This is a genomic window from Culturomica massiliensis, from assembly GCF_900091655.1.
Lineage (GTDB): Bacteria > Bacteroidota > Bacteroidia > Bacteroidales > Marinifilaceae > Culturomica > Culturomica massiliensis.
The window spans coordinates 3,141,379-3,157,458 of sequence record NZ_LT594621.1 but is presented as its reverse complement, the minus strand read 5'-3'; the positions used below and the strand labels follow the sequence as shown (position 1 = coordinate 3,157,458).

Below are 16,080 nucleotides of genomic sequence, written 5' to 3'. Positions count from 1 at the left end.
GATGAGGAATTATCTGAGACTGATTATTCGGAATTTTGTAGATGTATTGCGGCGTTCCCGAAGTGCAGCCTTATTGAATATTGCAGGACTGTCGGTAGCTTTTGCCGTGTTTACGGTGATTCTGATACGGGTAAGCCAGGAATATTCTTACAATACTTGTTTCCGGAATGCAGACCGGATATATCGTTTGGAGTTTTGGTACGAAGGATATGATGCCGGGGTACCGGTACCGATGGCGGGAATGATCAGCCGGTCTGTGCCTGAGTTGAGTAAAGTAGGGGTCATCCAGTATTACGGGAGTGAAGCGGAATTTACCCTGCAGGGAGAAGACGGAGAAAGGCTGTTTTATAAAGAAGAAGTGGCTTATGCCGATACGGGTATTGTAGAGATTTTTGATATCCCGATTGTGGCGGGGGATGCACATGCCGCATTGACGGAAAAGCACCGGCTTTTATTACCTCTGCGTATTGCCCGGAAATGGTTCGGCAATGAAAACGCCGTCGGGAAAAATGTGAGGTGTAGGGATGTGGAGATGACAGTGGCTGCCGTGTATCAGGATTTACCGGAAAACTCATCGATAAAAAACAAGGTATATTCCTATGATTTTAATTCCGGCTTGCGGATGAATAATTGGAATTATGTGCAGTTTTATGAAATATCGCCGGGGACGGATGTGCAGGCATTGGGACGAAAAATTTTAACGGTACCTGAATTTAAGGAAGAATTTCAACGGGAATACGATGAAGTCAGGAAAGCAGGTAAAGAATTGGTACAATTCCGACCTTTGAAAGAGATATATTTTACCGAGGAAGGAGGAAATACGGATGGAGGGAACCGGGCGTTTACTTTATTGCTGTTGGTTGTAGGCGGTTTGATTTTATCTGTGGCATTGGTAAATTTTGTCAATTTTTCGATTGCGTTGTCTCCGGTGAGGATGCAGGCATTGAATACGCAACGGACTTTCGGAGCGTCGCGGACTTTTTTAAGGCTTTGCATCGTTTCGGAAGCCGTATTGTTTTCATTTTTTGCTTTTGTGATCGGACTCTTATATTGTTACTTCCTGAATACGATCGGTTTATCCGATTTGATAAAGGTTTCCGTATATCCGGCCAAACATATCGGGATATGTTTTCTGGTAGCGGGGATCAGTATATTGACCGGGTTGCTGGCTGGTATTTATCCGGCTTTTTATATGACGGCTTTTTCTCCTGCTTTGGTTCTGAAAGGGTCCCGGGCTTTGTCTCCGCATGGGGTGTATCTGAGGAAAACGCTTATGGTGTTCCAGTTTGTCGTTTCGCTGGGATTGCTTATTTCTGTCATATTCATTTATAAACAATTGAATATGATGAAAATGCGGGGATGGGGAATTGATAAGGACAATGTTGTCTATTTGAAAACGAATAAGGAACTTTCCAGTCAGCGTTCTGCTTTTTTTACTGAATTGCGGAGGGCTCCTTTTATCCGGGATATTACGTATGCTTCGAGTCGTTTTGGTGAAGAAAGTTCTATGGATTCTTGGAACTCTGCGGCCTGGATCGGTGAAAATAAGACTTGGCTGACTGTCCGGATGGAATTCGTAGCTCCGAATTTTCTTTCTTTTTGGGGAATCCGGATAAAAGAGGGGGAAGGCTTTAAGGATACGACTTCTTATCGTGCTTTGGTAAATGAAACATTTATGAAGGAGTATGGTTTGAAAGATCCTTTTTCCGTCAATTATTCAGGACATCGGGTAAAAGGCGTAATGTACGATTTCAACTATTTTACAGCACAATATGCCATACAACCTTTGATTTTGTCGGTTATGGAAAACAGATCGGATGTTTATTATTACATTCGGATAGAACCTTCTGCCCGGGAAGAAGCCTTGAATTATATCCGGGAAAACATACAACATTTCGCGCATAGCCATTCGGGAGAAATTCTGTTTTTGGACGATCGTTTGCAAATGATGTACGAGGAGGAGAACCGTCTGGGATGGCTGATTTCCCTTTTCGGCGGAGTGACTATTCTCATCGCTCTGATGGGTGTTTACGGGCTGGTGTTGTTTAATACGCGTTTCAGAGCCAAAGAAATCGGAATCCGGAAAGTAAATGGAGCGACGATTTCTGAAATTGTCCGGATGTTGAACGGGGAATCTTTACGATTGATCTGGATCGCTTTTGTAATAGCCTGTCCGGTCGCCTGGTTTTTTATGAATTATTATTTGCAGAATTTTGCTTACCGAACGGGTTTATCGGCGTGGGTATTCCTCTTATCGGGTATTATCATGTTGCTGATTGTCGTATTGACCACAGTCTGGCAAAGCTGGAAGGCGGCCAATGCTAATCCGGTAGATGTGCTGAAAAACGAATAGATGAATTTATAATTTCGATTAATATGTGAAAATTGAGAAGTCACAAAGAAGATTGTGAGTCAAAAAATAAAAACGAATATGTAGTGGTCGAATCGTAAATCATAAATAGTTAAAGAGATTTATTAAATAGAGAACTTATGAGAACAGCGGATGTGAAACTTTTTGTCAGAAATCTTTTCCGGAATAAATTGTATTCGGGGATTACGGTGTTGGGCTTTGCAATGGCTCTGACATTTGTCGTTTTATTGACGGTATATATCCGGCAAGAGTTGTCGGTAGATGTTTTTCATGCCCATAAAGACCGGATTGTACGTTTGGCCAGTGAGAAGGGAAGCGGTTATTCCGGACCAATGGCGGCGATGTTGAAGGAACAGTTTCCGGAAGTAGAAGATTACTGTTTGTTTATGACCAATAAAGACGGTCTTGCAGCTGTTTCACCTACGGAGAAAATTCGTTATACCTATGCCTATGTAAGTCCGTCTTTCTTTCAGATGTTTTCTTTTCCGTTGGTACAGGGAAATCCGGATGAGGTGTTGCAAGGGCGTCACAGTATGGTTATTTCTCAGGCACTGGCGCATAAACTGTATGGAAATGAATCGCCTGTCGGTAAAGAAATCAAGATTGCCGGAGTAACGGTACCTATTACCGGAATTATGGCCGATATGCCTGAAAATACCCATTTCCCGGATTTCGATGCCGCCGTAAATATAAAAGGATTGACAGATTATTGGGGATGGCCGGATGGCGATGTATTGGAAAGTATGGGGATAGCTACTTTCAGTTTGTACGTATTGGAAAAACCGGGAGCCGATTTGAAAGCCAGGGAACAGGATATTTTAAGTAGCTTTCAGAAAAACGGTTCCTATTATGGAGAAGAAGACGGTCCGAAAAAAGTCGTGGTGGAGCCTTTGGAACAGATTTATTTCAGTCCTTATGGCGGAGGAAATAGAAAATACAACAGTAAAGGATTGGTAGGGGTATTGATCGCTGTTGGGGGTGTTATTCTTATGCTGGCGATTATCAATTATATCAATTTATCGATAGCTCAGGGCGGCATGCGGGCGAAGGAGATGTCTGTAAAGAAACTTTTAGGGAGTTCGCGTAAGATGTTGTTTATGCAATATATTACCGAGTCGGTGATCATGTGTTTATTGGCTTTTGTTATTGCTTGCGGATTAAGCATTTTAGCAGAGCCGCTATTCAATCAATTGATGAATACGCATATCGAAGTAATGCCGTTGTTTTTTTCCTGGATGTTTTTAGCGGTATTGGCGGTGATTGTGTTTATCGGTGTTATTTCCGGTCTCGTGCCGGCTTGGATTGTCACTCGTTTTAATGCCATAGAAGTGATGAAAGGAGCTTTCCGGAAAAAGACAAAAGGGGTTTACAGCAAAGTATTGATCAGTTTTCAATATGTAGTAGCTATTGCGTTGACAATCTGTACAATCGTATTAGTTAAGCAGACACATTTTATGGAGTATTACGATATGGGTTTCAAGCAGGAAAATATTGCCCGTTTTTCTTATGTGTTGGATGCTGCAAAAAAAGAAACATTACGGAATGAAGTTTTGAAGTTGGCCGGCGTGAGAGATGTAGCCTTCGTTCAGGGGGATCCGCTGGATGGCGGGAATAATTATTCGTTTGATTATGAAGGACGGCATTTGAGTTTTCAGACGTTTAATGTAGATACTTCTTTTTTCCGGATGTTGGGATTGCAGGTGACGCCTACAGGAATATCCAATGTGGAAGGAAGGGAGTATATGAGATGGACAATGAGAAACGGTCAAACGGAGAGGGTTGTGTTAAGAGAGCAGAGCGTATGGCTGAATAAGGAGGCTTTGAGGCAATTGGGCCTGGAAGGTTTGCCTGTGGAATTTAAGGTTGGTAATCATACGACATCGGTCCGCGGCATTGTCAATGATTTTCATATCCGCGACCTTTCGCAGAAGTTGGAACCTGTCATGATTGCTCCTTTACAGGGGCCGGAGACACCCTGGACTATGCTGGTGCAATTGCAGGGGGATCGTCAGTTTGCTACGTTTGATGAAATAAAGAAAGTATACAATCAATTGAGCGAAGGGACTCCTTTTGAAGCGACGTTTATGGATGATGCTATCCGGCAATGGTATAGCCGGACAAAACGGGTTTCGGGCATGATCGGTTATTTGTGTGGGTTGGCCGTATTACTTTCTGCTATGGGTATTCTGGCTATGGCAACTTATTTCATTCAGCAGCGGATAAAAGAGATCGGTATACGGCGGGTGAACGGGGCGACGATAGGTGAAGTATTGGAAATGTTGATGAACAGTTTTATAAAATGGATTGTTATTGCTTTCGTTATTGCTTGTCCGTTAGGTTATTATGCGATGAACCGGTGGCTGATGAGTTTTGCCTACCGGACGACGATAGATTGGTGGGTTTTTGCTTTAGCGGGAATATTGGCTCTGTGTATAGCCGGCATTATGATCTGTTGGCAGAGTTGGAAGGCTGCGAATACTAATCCGGTTGAAGTGTTGAAAAGCGAATAAAATAATTTGAAGTTATGATACGTATTTATCGAAATTTTCTGAATGTATTGCAACGTTCCCGTAGTGCCAGTATTTTAAACATTATGGGCTTGTCTGTGGCGTTTGCCGTTTTTATTGCGATATTGATACAGGTGAATTACGAGTACAGTTATAATAGCAGCTTTCCGAAAGCCGACCGTATTTATCGCTTGGAATTGCGGCATTCGTCGGAAGCGATTTATCAGGCTTTGCTTCCTTTGCCGGGGTTTGAGATTATCCGTGCTGAAATCCCTGAGCTTTCAGTATCGTGCCTTGTGGATAAACCGTGGAGATCGGCTAATTTTACCGTTGTAAAACCGGACGGGAACATGGATTTTTTTGAGGAAGGACCGGCCTATGCCGATACAAATGTAGTCCGGGTATTCGATTTGGAGGTGGTGGCCGGCGATTATCGTCAGGCATTGACGATGCCCGGCCAGTTGTTTATACCTTTGAGTGTGGCGCAGAAGTTTTTCGGAGAAACGGATGTTATCGGGCGAACAGTATTGTTTAACGGCGCCCGGGAAATGACTGTGGCGGCCGTGTACCGGGATGTCCCTCAAAATTCGACTTTTCAGAATGTTCTTTATTCGGCCTCTTTCAGTAGCGGAACACAATGGGCGCAGTGGAATTATGAATCGTATTATGTGATTCCGGAAGGGACCGATATGGAAATGTTAGTGGATAAACTTCGCGGTTTGGATAAGATTGTGGCCGGAAAAAATTCAGGAGAGAAAATGTTCGCAGATCATGATTTGATGTTTTTGCCTCTGAAAGATATCTATTTTGCTGATGTTCAGCATTTGCATGAACCTGCCGGCAACCGGATGATGACTCATATACTTTTGTTGATCGGAATTCTGGTACTGGTTGTGGCTATCGTTAACTTCGTTAATTTTTCGATGGCATTGGCACCTTCCCGGATAAAGAGTCTGAATACCCAAAAAACATTCGGTGCTGGTAATCGTTTTTTGCGTTGGTGCGTTATTTCCGAAGCAATGATCTTTTCTTTTCTGGCCTTTCTTTTGGGCGTATTCTGGTGTTATCTACTGGGCCAGACCTTTGTGCAGGAGGTGATGTATACCTCTTTGAATCCTTTTGTTCATTCCGGACTATTGGCAGGAGTAGGCTCTGTCAGCTTAATCGTGGGGGTGTTGGCGGGATGTTATCCGGCTTTTTATATGACCTCTTTCTCTCCGGCTTTGGTTTTGAAAGGTTCACAGGCTTTATCTCCCCGGGGAATTTTTTTACGGAATACACTAATGGTATTTCAGTATACGGTTGCCGTTGCTTTGATTATCGGTATTCTGTTTATCGGAAGGCAACTGGAGATGGTAAAGAATCGTCCCTGGGGCATAGAGAAGGAACATATTGTTTATCTGAAAAGCAATAAGGACATGGTTCAAAAGCGTACTGCATTTGTGAATGAATTGCGACAGAATCCGGCTGTCACCGACGTTACATTTGCTTCCGAATTGATCGGGGATACCGGAATGCAGCACTGGTTTTTCGATGATATGATCGACGGGGAACAAAAACGAATAGAGTGCGATGTGAGTATGATTGCGCCTAATTACCTGAATTTTTTCGGAATAGAAGTGATCGAAGGGGACCGTTTCGTATCTACTCAGGACAGTATGGTGATGGTGAATGAAACTTTCAAAAAGACGTATCATTTCGATCCTATGGGAAAGGAAATGGCCGGTATGAGAGTGGGAAGGATTCTGAAAGATTTCAATATATTGCCCTTGCAGCAAAGTATTCGGCCCTTGTTGTTGGCTGTGAATGAAGAATGGGCCGGGAACTATTTTTATATTAAAATCAACGGAGCGGCCCGGAATAAAGCTTTGACGCATATACGTAAGACAATTCGTGAGTTATCACCCACGTATGGGGGAGATGTACGTTTTCTCAACGATCATCTGAACAGTTTGTATAAAGGAGAAGAAAGATTGGGTACGCTGGTGAATATTTTCGGTTTGGCGACAATTTTATTGGCCTTGATGGGGGTGTACGGCCTGGTGTTGTTTAATTCGAAATATAAGGCGAAAGAGATCGGTGTCAGAAAAGTAAACGGGGCCACAAACTGGCAAATGATTATTTTCCTTAACCGGGATTTTATCCGGATGGTGGTATTGTCTTTTGTATTAGCTTGTCCTCTGTCCTGGTATGCTATATCTGTTTGGTTGTCCGGCTTTGCATATAAAACATCTCTTTCGGTATGGGTATTTCTGTTGGCCGGTGTGATTGTATTGTCGATTACTTTGCTGACGATCAGTTGGCAGAGTTGGAAGGCGGCCAATGCGAATCCGGTGGAAGTGCTTAAAAACGAATGAGTTTCAATTTTAGATTTATGATTTTAAATTGAAATACAGGCAATGAGTTACAGAGTTGCAGAGTTTTGGAGCCATAAAAAGAACGTTTTGATTTACGATTTTGATTGGAGACACAAGTTAGCCCGTTGTAAATAACGAATCAAGTTGCGACAGAGTCGTAAATCTAAAATCGTAAATCAAAAATATTTATTGGGGTTCATGCATCAGCTATTGGAGGGAACGTCAACCGTAAATCAAAGATAGGGTATGGCGTTCAATAAACTCTGTGTTTTGTCGGGCTATTGAGCCGAATCGGTCGATGTATTGCTGTCGTATGACAGTCCAGGGAAGGGGATTTGCCTTGGAATCAAAGTGTTTTATGACGGCTGCTTTTAAGGAGCTGGCATATTGTCTGCGGGAATCGTCCAGCCATTTTTGTAAACATTGCCGGGCCCAACGAAGACTTTTTTTATATTCCAATGAAGTCCGGTAAGTACCGTATTCGTTTTCTATCGTTTCGGAGAATTTACGGATCAGAGTCACGGAGTCTTTTTGAAAATCATAGAAAGGACGGGAAATGTCGATACCAGGAGTAATTTCAGCGTTTTTCAATAAAGAATCGATTTTCAGATAACAATTGTAATAGATATCCTGAATATTTTTACTTTCCGGTTGTTGTTTTGGGGAGATGGAAATGAAATAACCGGAAGAAACCAGGATAAGAAATGCAAGGCAGATTGTAAAAACGATAGAAAAGTATGGTTTTCTTTCCAGCTTTTTTTTCAGGTGTTCTGTCGAAATATGGCGTTTCTCAGCGGAGGGGGCTGTTGCTTTCCGGGCAACCCGGTTATATGTTTTGGGGAGCTTTGCATTGTGGGCCAGTTCCTTGATGATAATACCGATGGAATAGATATCGCTTTGGGGAGAAGACCGGCCTTTTTCCAAAAGTTCGGGGGCTGCATAATGTTTACTGCCGACACCTCCCGGCCCCGGTTTGTAAGAGTCGTTGTTGGCGAGTCCGAAATCGATGAGCTTTAGATGATTTCCTTGATGTGTAACAATTATATTTTCCGGTTTGATATCCCGGTGTATCACCTGATGCCGGTGCAGATAAGTGGTGACATCAATTAATTCCCGGATTAATTTTACTGCAATGTTTGTTGTGATTCGGTTTTGCAGCAACATATCCCTCAACGATAAGCCGTCTATAAATTCCAGGACAATGCAAGGGCCGGTCTTTTCGATATTCTCAAAGGCGATTGCTTTATAAAGGGAAGGATGATCCAAAGGATATGCGATTTCATATTCTTTGCGTAACAGCGTAATGTAAACCGGGTTGTTTTGGTAGGCAGGTTTCAGGCCTTTCAGGATAAACATACGGCCTTCTTTGTGTGCCGAGTATAGTAAGGCATACCCTCCGGAAGAATTCTGAAATTCCCGAATATCGCAAAAAGTGTCGGAAAAACGGAGGTAATTTCCGGTGATAAATTCCGATGATGTATCCGTATCAGGTGTCATATATTCAAATGCGGTTTAACAATGTCAATCCTCCCTTCTTGCCGGCAATAAACATGTGTTGATCAAGACCTTCCCGCTCTAGATCGTGCAAAAAAAGAGGCATTCCCAAAATAAATTCGGAAGCACAAAATACGTCTTCAATCTGAATTTGGGAATTCCGGCTTTCTGTCACCCGGAAACGGGAATTTCCCAGGTGCAGCAGTTTGAGATACCGATTGGGAGCCCAGGCTATTTCCAAGGATTGACCGGTTGCTAATTCACAACTCTGTATGTTGTCCGAAGTAAAAAAATGGGATTGATTGAAATTTTCTTTTTTCAACTTTTCACAGAATGAGTCAAAATTCCGTTCTCCAATGTACCGGGCGAGTACATTCAATGTCGCTATCCGGGGTGAAGAAGAATAGGGTACGTATCCGTATATTCTTTTGAGAGTGGAGAAACTGATATTTGCTTTTACTTTCTGTTTGATATCCGAATATAAGCAGAAATAGTCGCTGGAAGTACTTAATTTTTCTCCGTATGTTTTTTCTACTTTTTGCAATAGTTCCTGTATTTCCGGGTAACGGCCGTTCATTGTTTTTTAATTTGTGTAAATAAAATAATAAATTTATAAAAATATTTCTATTTTTGTTCAAAACAAGCTTATTTATTTAATGGTAAAGTCACTTTTGACGTTTTGTATAGTCAGTTTTTTACTTTGTGCCGTATGGGGACAGGGCAAGCCTTATATTACGGTGACGGATTTGGAGGATGAGACTTTGAGCTTGCGGATGAGTATAACGGCGTCTATTTTTGTGAACCAGATAAATAATGCTTATTCCAATGCTGTTTCACCTTCTTTTCCGGAGGAGTGTATTACTCCGGAGGCAGAAGAAAAGGTACTGGAAATTTGGAAGAACTCTCCCTTTTATTTTCAAAAAGGTTACGGGGGATTCAAAGGGATAATTACGGCTGTCGGTTATCAGATCCGGGGAATTCCGGTTGTGATGCAGGAAGGCGGACTGTTGCAGAACGGTGTAATAAACTTCAATCCGGACGGTCAAATTATCAATTTTCATTTTTCCGTGGACGAAACGGTTTATCATACGATTCTGACACAGAATAATTCTTTGCAGGATGTACAGAGAAAACGGTCTATCCTCGATTTTGTGGAAGATTTCCGGACAGCTTATAACCGCAAGGATTTGAATTTGATTTCCCAGGTGTATGGGGACGATGTTTTGATTATTACAGGTTATGTATATCGGGGGACCGGAGAGAGGTCGAAGTTGACGGGGTTAAGCGAGGAAAAAGTCAGGTATAACCTGTATAATAAGAATGAGTATTTGGAACAGTTGAAAGGTGTATTTGCCAAAAACCGTTTTGTCAATTTATTTTTTGAAGATATTGTCATAGTCCAACACCCTGCTTTACGGAATTTATATGGGGTAACTTTGTTACAAAAATGGCGTTCTACGACTTATAACGATGACGGCTGGCTTTTTATGGCCGTGGAGTTCCGGAGCGACACCGAAATGTTGATTCATATCCGCACGTGGCAGCCTTATTTGCTGAATCAAAAGGTATTCCCGAGGGAAGAAGTGTATCAGTTAGGTAATTTTGAATTCAGATAATTACATGGGAAAATCGTATGTACTCTTTTTTCTTTGTTTTTTACCTTCTTTTTTGTTTGCCCAAAGGCAGTTGAGAGTAGAGGGTGGTTTGGACAGTAACAGCGTTTCTACCCGGATGATTGACGGTAAGGCCAGTGCCCGTATTATTTTTGAATCCGGAGTCCGGCTGAATTATTTTACAAATATGGAATTGACGATTCCTGCTGCTAACAGAGGGCATATGCGGAAAAAAGGAGTTTTTGTCGATACCCTTTATTTTTTAACGACGCCTTTCGAAAATGTCCGGATCGTTTATTTGGAAGCCCGGGGGTATTTTAAAAATAAAATCGGTCCGATCCGGTTATTGCCTAAGAGTACTTATCGTTATTTGGTATATGATCCCGGGAAGGTACAAAAAAGTAAATGGCGGCAAGTGGTGTCTTTTACGTTTTCCGGCGGAGTGAATATGTTGATGGACTATGCGTCTGTCGGTATGTATGCCGGAGCAGATATTCATATTTTGTTGTTGCATCGGTTTTCATTGGTGCCGGCGTTGCGCTACAATAGTCTTTGGATTTGGCCCGAAGGGAGCGGTCGGTTGCGCCGGGATTTTGTGGAAACAAATTTGTATTTGCAGTATACGATCAGCAATAGGGTTGGGGTATATGCCGGATATGCCCAGGCTTATGTCGATTATAGCGGGAAGGGATTCAGCTTTATGGCCGATTTGCGGCTGAATGAACGGCTTTATCTCCGGGGGAATTACAATTATTATACCAATTTCGAAAATTCAATAGTGGGTTTGGGAGTAGGCATACATTTATAAATGAAGGATTATGAGATATAACTATCTGATATTATTGTTTTTATTAATGGCTGGGGCGTGTAAAGACTCGAATCCATTGGTGTATAAGGCGAGTGTGGATACGAATGAGGTCCGTTTGTCTTTTGAGCAGGATACGGCAACAATTCTGCTCAAAACGAACTACAAATGGTCTGTTACGAACATCCCCCAATGGTTGACAGTATCTCCGGATAAGGGAGAAGAGGGGACCGAACGGATTTCTTTGTCTTGTACCTATAATATGTCGGATGAGGAGAGGACAGCCGAGTTGTATCTACAGGCGGGTGAAGCCGGACAGCCTATTTCGGTCATTCAGATGAGAAAGGGGATATTGGCGTTTCGTGTTCCGGATACCATTGTTCATGAACAGGCTTCCACGATTTATGTCTCTGTTAATTCGAATCTGGAGTATGATCTTGTTTATCCTGCGGAATGCAAATGGATAACGCCGGAACGGATTTCGCCGGATAATTGGGCCATACGGATTTCCTCTATGACAGATGAAGATATCCGGGACGTTCCTTTGGTATTATATGCGGAAGGGTGTAAGCTGTCCGATACGCTTTATCTTACGCAAATGACAAAATTGCGGCATACGCGGCAAATTTTAAAACATTTTTATTATGCCATGAACGGCGACGAGTGGTATAATAATACCAACTGGTTGAGTGATTTGCCTTTTAAGGATTGGTATGGGCTGTACGATGCAGATGGTGATCTGGTGCAAGTATTCTTGACGGATAATAATTTGACTGGAGAAATCCCGGATGATTTTTATGATTTAATGGATTTGGAGAGATTGGTCATCCGTAATAACCCGCTATCCGGAACCATCAGTCCGAAAATCAGAAATTTCCGGAATTTAACGGAGCTGGACTTGGGTTATAACGGGTTGTCCGGTGAACTTCCCGATGAGATCTGGTCGCTTTCCGGACTTGAATCTTTAGTTTTGGCTGAAAATTCGTTTCAACCTGTTACAATCGATTATTCGAATCTGGGGAATCTGAAAATTCTCGATATGGCGTCCTTGTATGTAACGAATCCGTTGTCGCCGGGAATAAAAAATTTGCAAAATCTGGAATGGTTGCGTTTCTCGAATCTTCAGGCCTATGATACTTTATCTTGGGAGTTGTTCGAACTGAAAAAGTTGCACTCACTGATGATGTATGAATGTAACTTTACCGGGCCGATTCCTTTGCAGATAGGCAACCTAAAAGAGTTGACATTTTTAAATATCTCGGGGAATTTGTTGACAGGAGAAGTGCCTGAAGAGATCGGTTTATTGAAAAAACTGACAGGACTTTATATCAGTAGCAATTATCTGACGGGAGAAATTCCGGCAGCTCTTCTTTTGCTGCCGCATTGGAACCAATTTGATTTGAGAGCGATATTGCCTCAAAGGGAAGGTAAGAGTTTAACCCTCCCGAATCAACCGCCGGAATTATGAAATTGTACGATGTATTTATAATCTTAATCTGTCTGACGGCTTGCAGTGATCCGACCCCATTGGTGTATGAAATCGAAACGGAACGGGAAACGGTTGAATTTTCGTTTGAAAAAGACGAAGCACGGTTTGTCGTTTCGGCCAATTGTAAGTGGAAGATTATGGATATTCCCGGATGGCTTACTGCCAGTCCGGTATACGGGAGTAAAGGGAAGACGGAGGTGAAATTGGTTTGTCAGCCTAATCCGGTTGAAGAAATCAGAAAGGCAAACCTGAAAATCGTATCGGACGAAAAGGAGACAGAACTGGTGGTTGTCCAAAAACCCAAAGGGGTGTTGCGGTTTTACAATGACGATACGATTTTATATACTTTCCCGGTGGAAATTATTTTACCGGTAAAAGCCAATATTGCTTATCATTGGGTGTTGCCTGAAGACTACGATTGGTTGGATGTCCGTGGAGTTGACGGAGCGATATTTTTGAATATTCAAGGATTGGAAAAGTTGGATTCGCGTTCGGCTTCTGTTATTGTAAAGGCCGACGATTATGAATTAGGCGATACGTTTAGAATTTGGCAAATGACAAAGGAATGTCATATCCGGAAAATCCTGACGGAATTTTATAATTCGTTGAACGGTCCGGAATGGAACAGGCAGAAAAACTGGCTGTCGGATAAACTTGTCGGGGAATGGGAAGGAATAGAATTTGCCGATGATAAATTATCGATAGTGTTGCCCATGAATAACCTGAAAGGCCGGTTGCCTGACAATATATATAGTTTACCTGATTTAGCGGAGCTCCGGCTTTCGTCCAATCAGATAGAAGGAACAATCAGTCCGGATATCCGGAAGTGGAGCCGATTGAAGTATCTGGATTTAATCGATAATCGATTTTCCGGAAATATACCCGATGAATTATGGACATTACCGGAGTTACAAGTGTTGTTTTTAGGGAAATGTTCTTTTGAACCTGCAGCTATTCATTTTTCCGGATTGCGTAGGATAAGGCTTTTGCATTTGGAGGAAATGCAACTGACGAAGGGACTCTCACCGGAAATGGGTTTGTGGACGGAGTTGGAACGTCTGACAATAGCGCACTGTTCTGTTTCGGATTTTTTGCCCGGGGAGATTTTTACAGACCGCTTGAGGTATCTCAATCTGAGCTATAATAAAATCAAGGGAAATATTCCTCCGGAAATAAAAAACGCAAAGAATCTGGAACAATTGTATCTGGACAATAATGAGCTGACCGGAAAAATGCCGGAGGAAATGGGAGGATTGCTTTTATTAAAAGAGTTGACGTTGTCAAGTAATTATTTAACCGGAAAAATTCCCCAAAGTGTGTTGAATCTTCCTAACTGGCATTTGTTTCATTTGCCTCTTATTTTGCCCCAAAAGAACGGATATTTGATGTTAGAATAGATAATTCGGGAACAAATAAATTTTCCTTGGGGAAAGGATTTTCTGCTAAATGTTATAAATTATTCAGAACCTTTTTTAAGCAAAACAGGTATGGTAAAAATTTTACAAATAACACCTGATTATATATAAAATTTGGTTTTTTAACAACTATACTATATCTTGCGACTTTGAAAATCAAACGAATGATTGGGTTGGAGGGCTTTGCCGTTATTGTTAAAATAGGAATTCGGTGTTTTCGAGTGTGAGATTTATAAAAACGAATGATATACTAATTTTTGATTTACGGTTAAAAGTCACGAAGAAAATTGTAAATCATAATAGACCGTCGGGATCACCGGAATTTACATTTTTATGATTCTGCGGTTTTATAAACCAGTTTGGAATTCACAAACAGTTATTTTTATTTATCAGGCTATTTAATCTTTTGATGTTAATTATGGATAAAATGAACTATTTTCTGCCTTTGGTCGGATTGGCGACATTAAACGGATGTGGAAATACGGCAAAAAAGGCGGAACAGAAAAAACCGTTGAACATTGTGTATATCATGACCGATGACCATGCTCAGCAAACAATGAGTTGTTATGATAAACGGTTTATGCATACACCGAATCTCGACCGGATTGCTGCGGAAGGTGTACGTTTTACCAATAGTTTTGTGTGTAACTCTTTGTCCGGTCCCAGCCGGGCTGCTTTGCTGACGGGAAAACACAGCCATAAAAACGGTTATACGGACAATTCCCATGGAGCAATGTTTGACGGAGAACAGCAAACGGTTCAGCAGTTGTTGCAGGAAGGAGGTTACCAAACGGCTATGATCGGAAAATGGCATCTTGGAAGTACACCGACTCATTTCGATTTCTGGACCATATTACCCGGTCAGGGAGATTATTATAATCCGGATTTTATTACACCGGAAGGAACGATTCACAAAGAGGGATATGTTACGAATATTATCACAGACCTGAGTATTGACTGGTTACGTCACAAAAGGGATACGGCGAAGCCTTTCTGCCTGTTTGTCCATCACAAGGCGATCCACCGGAATTGGATGGCGGATACCTGTGATCTGGCTTTATTCGAAGATCGGAATTTCGAATTGCCGGAGACGTTTTGGGATGATTATCAGGGACGGCTTGCTGCCGGAAAGCAGGAAATGAATATCGCGAAAGACATGACCCTGATATACGATCTGAAAATGTTGGATGAGGAGATAGACGATCATTACCGTTCTTATTATGTGCGGAATGAAGGAGCCGGAGGTACTTACGGACGAATGAATGTTGCACAAAAAGCAGCATGGGATAAACATTACCAACCGATCATCGATCAGTTTAAGAAAGCAAAACCGACCGGCAAAGCTTTGGCTGAATGGAAATACCAGCGTTATATGCGTGATTACCTGAAAACGGTAAAGTCTCTGGATGATAATGTGGGGCACTTGCTGGAAGAACTGCAACAGGAAGGTTTGCTCGAAAATACGGTGGTCATTTATGCTTCGGATCAGGGATTTTATATGGGTGAACACGGTTGGTTCGACAAACGCTTTATGTATGAGGAGTCTATGCGGACCCCGTTGATTATGCGCCTGCCAGAAGGATTCGGAAAACGCGGGGATATCGGTAATCTGGTACAGAATATCGATTATGCTCCGACATTTTTAGAATTGGCGGGATTACCGGTACCTTCCGACATACAAGGCGTTTCGTTGGTACCTTTACTGAAAGGAGAAAATCCTGCGGATTGGCGGAAATCGCTTTATTATCATTTCTATGAATATCCGGCAGAACATTCTGTTTGCCGTCATTACGGGGTAAGGACTGAACGTTATAAATTGATGCATTTTTACAATGATATTGATACCTGGGAATTGTATGATTTACAACAAGATCCGGTTGAAATGCACAATCTGTTCGGGCAACCCGGTATGGAAAAGATAACGGAAGAACTGAAAGCGGAGTTGGAACGTCTGCAGATTTTCTATGACGACCCGATCCGGAATTTGAATTGACTTTACACACTGGGACGGACTCATTGTGTAATTTTA

Annotated in this window: 10 protein-coding genes; 8 read left to right on the top strand and 2 right to left on the bottom strand. The window is 42.0% G+C overall.

The genetic code is table 11. From position 1 onward, the window contains the following. Position 1: 1 nt before the first annotated feature. The 3 genes from BN8908_RS14280 (at position 2) to BN8908_RS14270 (ending at position 7,235) form a co-directional block, all read left to right on the top strand. Positions 2-2,353, top strand: a complete 2,352-nt coding sequence (locus BN8908_RS14280) for an ABC transporter permease (protein ID WP_068691322.1) — start codon at positions 2-4, stop codon at positions 2,351-2,353. A gap of 137 nt (positions 2,354-2,490) precedes the next feature. Continuing rightward, positions 2,491-4,881 (top strand): ABC transporter permease, encoded by a 2,391-nt coding sequence (locus BN8908_RS14275; protein ID WP_068691320.1) that lies wholly within the window; start codon positions 2,491-2,493, stop codon positions 4,879-4,881. A gap of 14 nt (positions 4,882-4,895) precedes the next feature. Continuing rightward, entirely contained in the window at positions 4,896-7,235 is a 2,340-nt protein-coding gene (locus tag BN8908_RS14270) for an FtsX-like permease family protein (RefSeq protein ID WP_068691318.1), read from the top strand. Positions 7,236-7,457: 222 nt separating this feature from the next. Here the strand turns inward: BN8908_RS14270 and BN8908_RS14265 are convergent, their stop codons facing one another. Then, positions 7,458-8,732 carry a serine/threonine protein kinase gene (locus BN8908_RS14265; protein WP_068691316.1) on the bottom strand — a complete coding sequence of 425 codons (1,275 nt, stop codon included), beginning with the start codon at positions 8,730-8,732 and terminating at the stop codon, positions 7,458-7,460. 4 nt (positions 8,733-8,736) lie between these two features. Next, on the bottom strand, positions 8,737-9,306 hold the full coding sequence (locus BN8908_RS14260) for a hypothetical protein (RefSeq protein WP_021989505.1): 570 nt from the start codon (positions 9,304-9,306) through the stop codon (positions 8,737-8,739). A gap of 94 nt (positions 9,307-9,400) precedes the next feature. Between BN8908_RS14260 and BN8908_RS14255 the strand changes: the two genes are divergently transcribed. From BN8908_RS14255 to BN8908_RS14235, 5 genes are all read left to right on the top strand, one after another. Beyond that, on the top strand, positions 9,401-10,345 hold the full coding sequence (locus BN8908_RS14255; RefSeq protein WP_148453357.1) for a hypothetical protein: 945 nt from the start codon (positions 9,401-9,403) through the stop codon (positions 10,343-10,345). Between the two features lie 4 nt (positions 10,346-10,349). Further along, on the top strand, positions 10,350-11,150 hold the full coding sequence (locus BN8908_RS14250; protein ID WP_021989503.1) for a porin family protein: 801 nt from the start codon (positions 10,350-10,352) through the stop codon (positions 11,148-11,150). Between the two features lie 10 nt (positions 11,151-11,160). Beyond that, positions 11,161-12,615, top strand: coding sequence for a BACON domain-containing protein (locus BN8908_RS14245; RefSeq protein ID WP_068691311.1), 1,455 nt, complete (start codon positions 11,161-11,163; stop codon positions 12,613-12,615). Beyond that, entirely contained in the window at positions 12,612-14,033 is a 1,422-nt protein-coding gene (locus BN8908_RS14240) for a leucine-rich repeat domain-containing protein (protein ID WP_068691309.1), read from the top strand. Before BN8908_RS14245 ends, BN8908_RS14240 begins: the two co-directional genes overlap by 4 nt. 436 nt (positions 14,034-14,469) lie before the next feature. Continuing rightward, positions 14,470-16,044, top strand: coding sequence for a sulfatase family protein (locus BN8908_RS14235; RefSeq protein ID WP_161945883.1), 1,575 nt, complete (start codon positions 14,470-14,472; stop codon positions 16,042-16,044). The last annotated feature ends 36 nt before the right edge of the window (positions 16,045-16,080 follow it).

Bases quoted from the DNA above. Each gene is read 5' to 3' on its own strand.
- BN8908_RS14280 (WP_068691322.1), top strand. From the start codon at position 2: ATGAGGAATTATCTGAGACTGATTATTCGGAATTTTGTAGATGTATTG.
- BN8908_RS14275 (WP_068691320.1), top strand. From the start codon at position 2,491: ATGAGAACAGCGGATGTGAAACTTTTTGTCAGAAATCTTTTCCGGAAT.
- BN8908_RS14270 (WP_068691318.1), top strand. From the start codon at position 4,896: ATGATACGTATTTATCGAAATTTTCTGAATGTATTGCAACGTTCCCGT.
- BN8908_RS14265 (WP_068691316.1), bottom strand. From the start codon at position 8,732: ATGACACCTGATACGGATACATCATCGGAATTTATCACCGGAAATTAC.
- BN8908_RS14260 (WP_021989505.1), bottom strand. From the start codon at position 9,306: ATGAACGGCCGTTACCCGGAAATACAGGAACTATTGCAAAAAGTAGAA.
- BN8908_RS14250 (WP_021989503.1), top strand. From the start codon at position 10,350: ATGGGAAAATCGTATGTACTCTTTTTTCTTTGTTTTTTACCTTCTTTT.
- BN8908_RS14245 (WP_068691311.1), top strand. From the start codon at position 11,161: ATGAGATATAACTATCTGATATTATTGTTTTTATTAATGGCTGGGGCG.
- BN8908_RS14240 (WP_068691309.1), top strand. From the start codon at position 12,612: ATGAAATTGTACGATGTATTTATAATCTTAATCTGTCTGACGGCTTGC.
- BN8908_RS14235 (WP_161945883.1), top strand. From the start codon at position 14,470: ATGGATAAAATGAACTATTTTCTGCCTTTGGTCGGATTGGCGACATTA.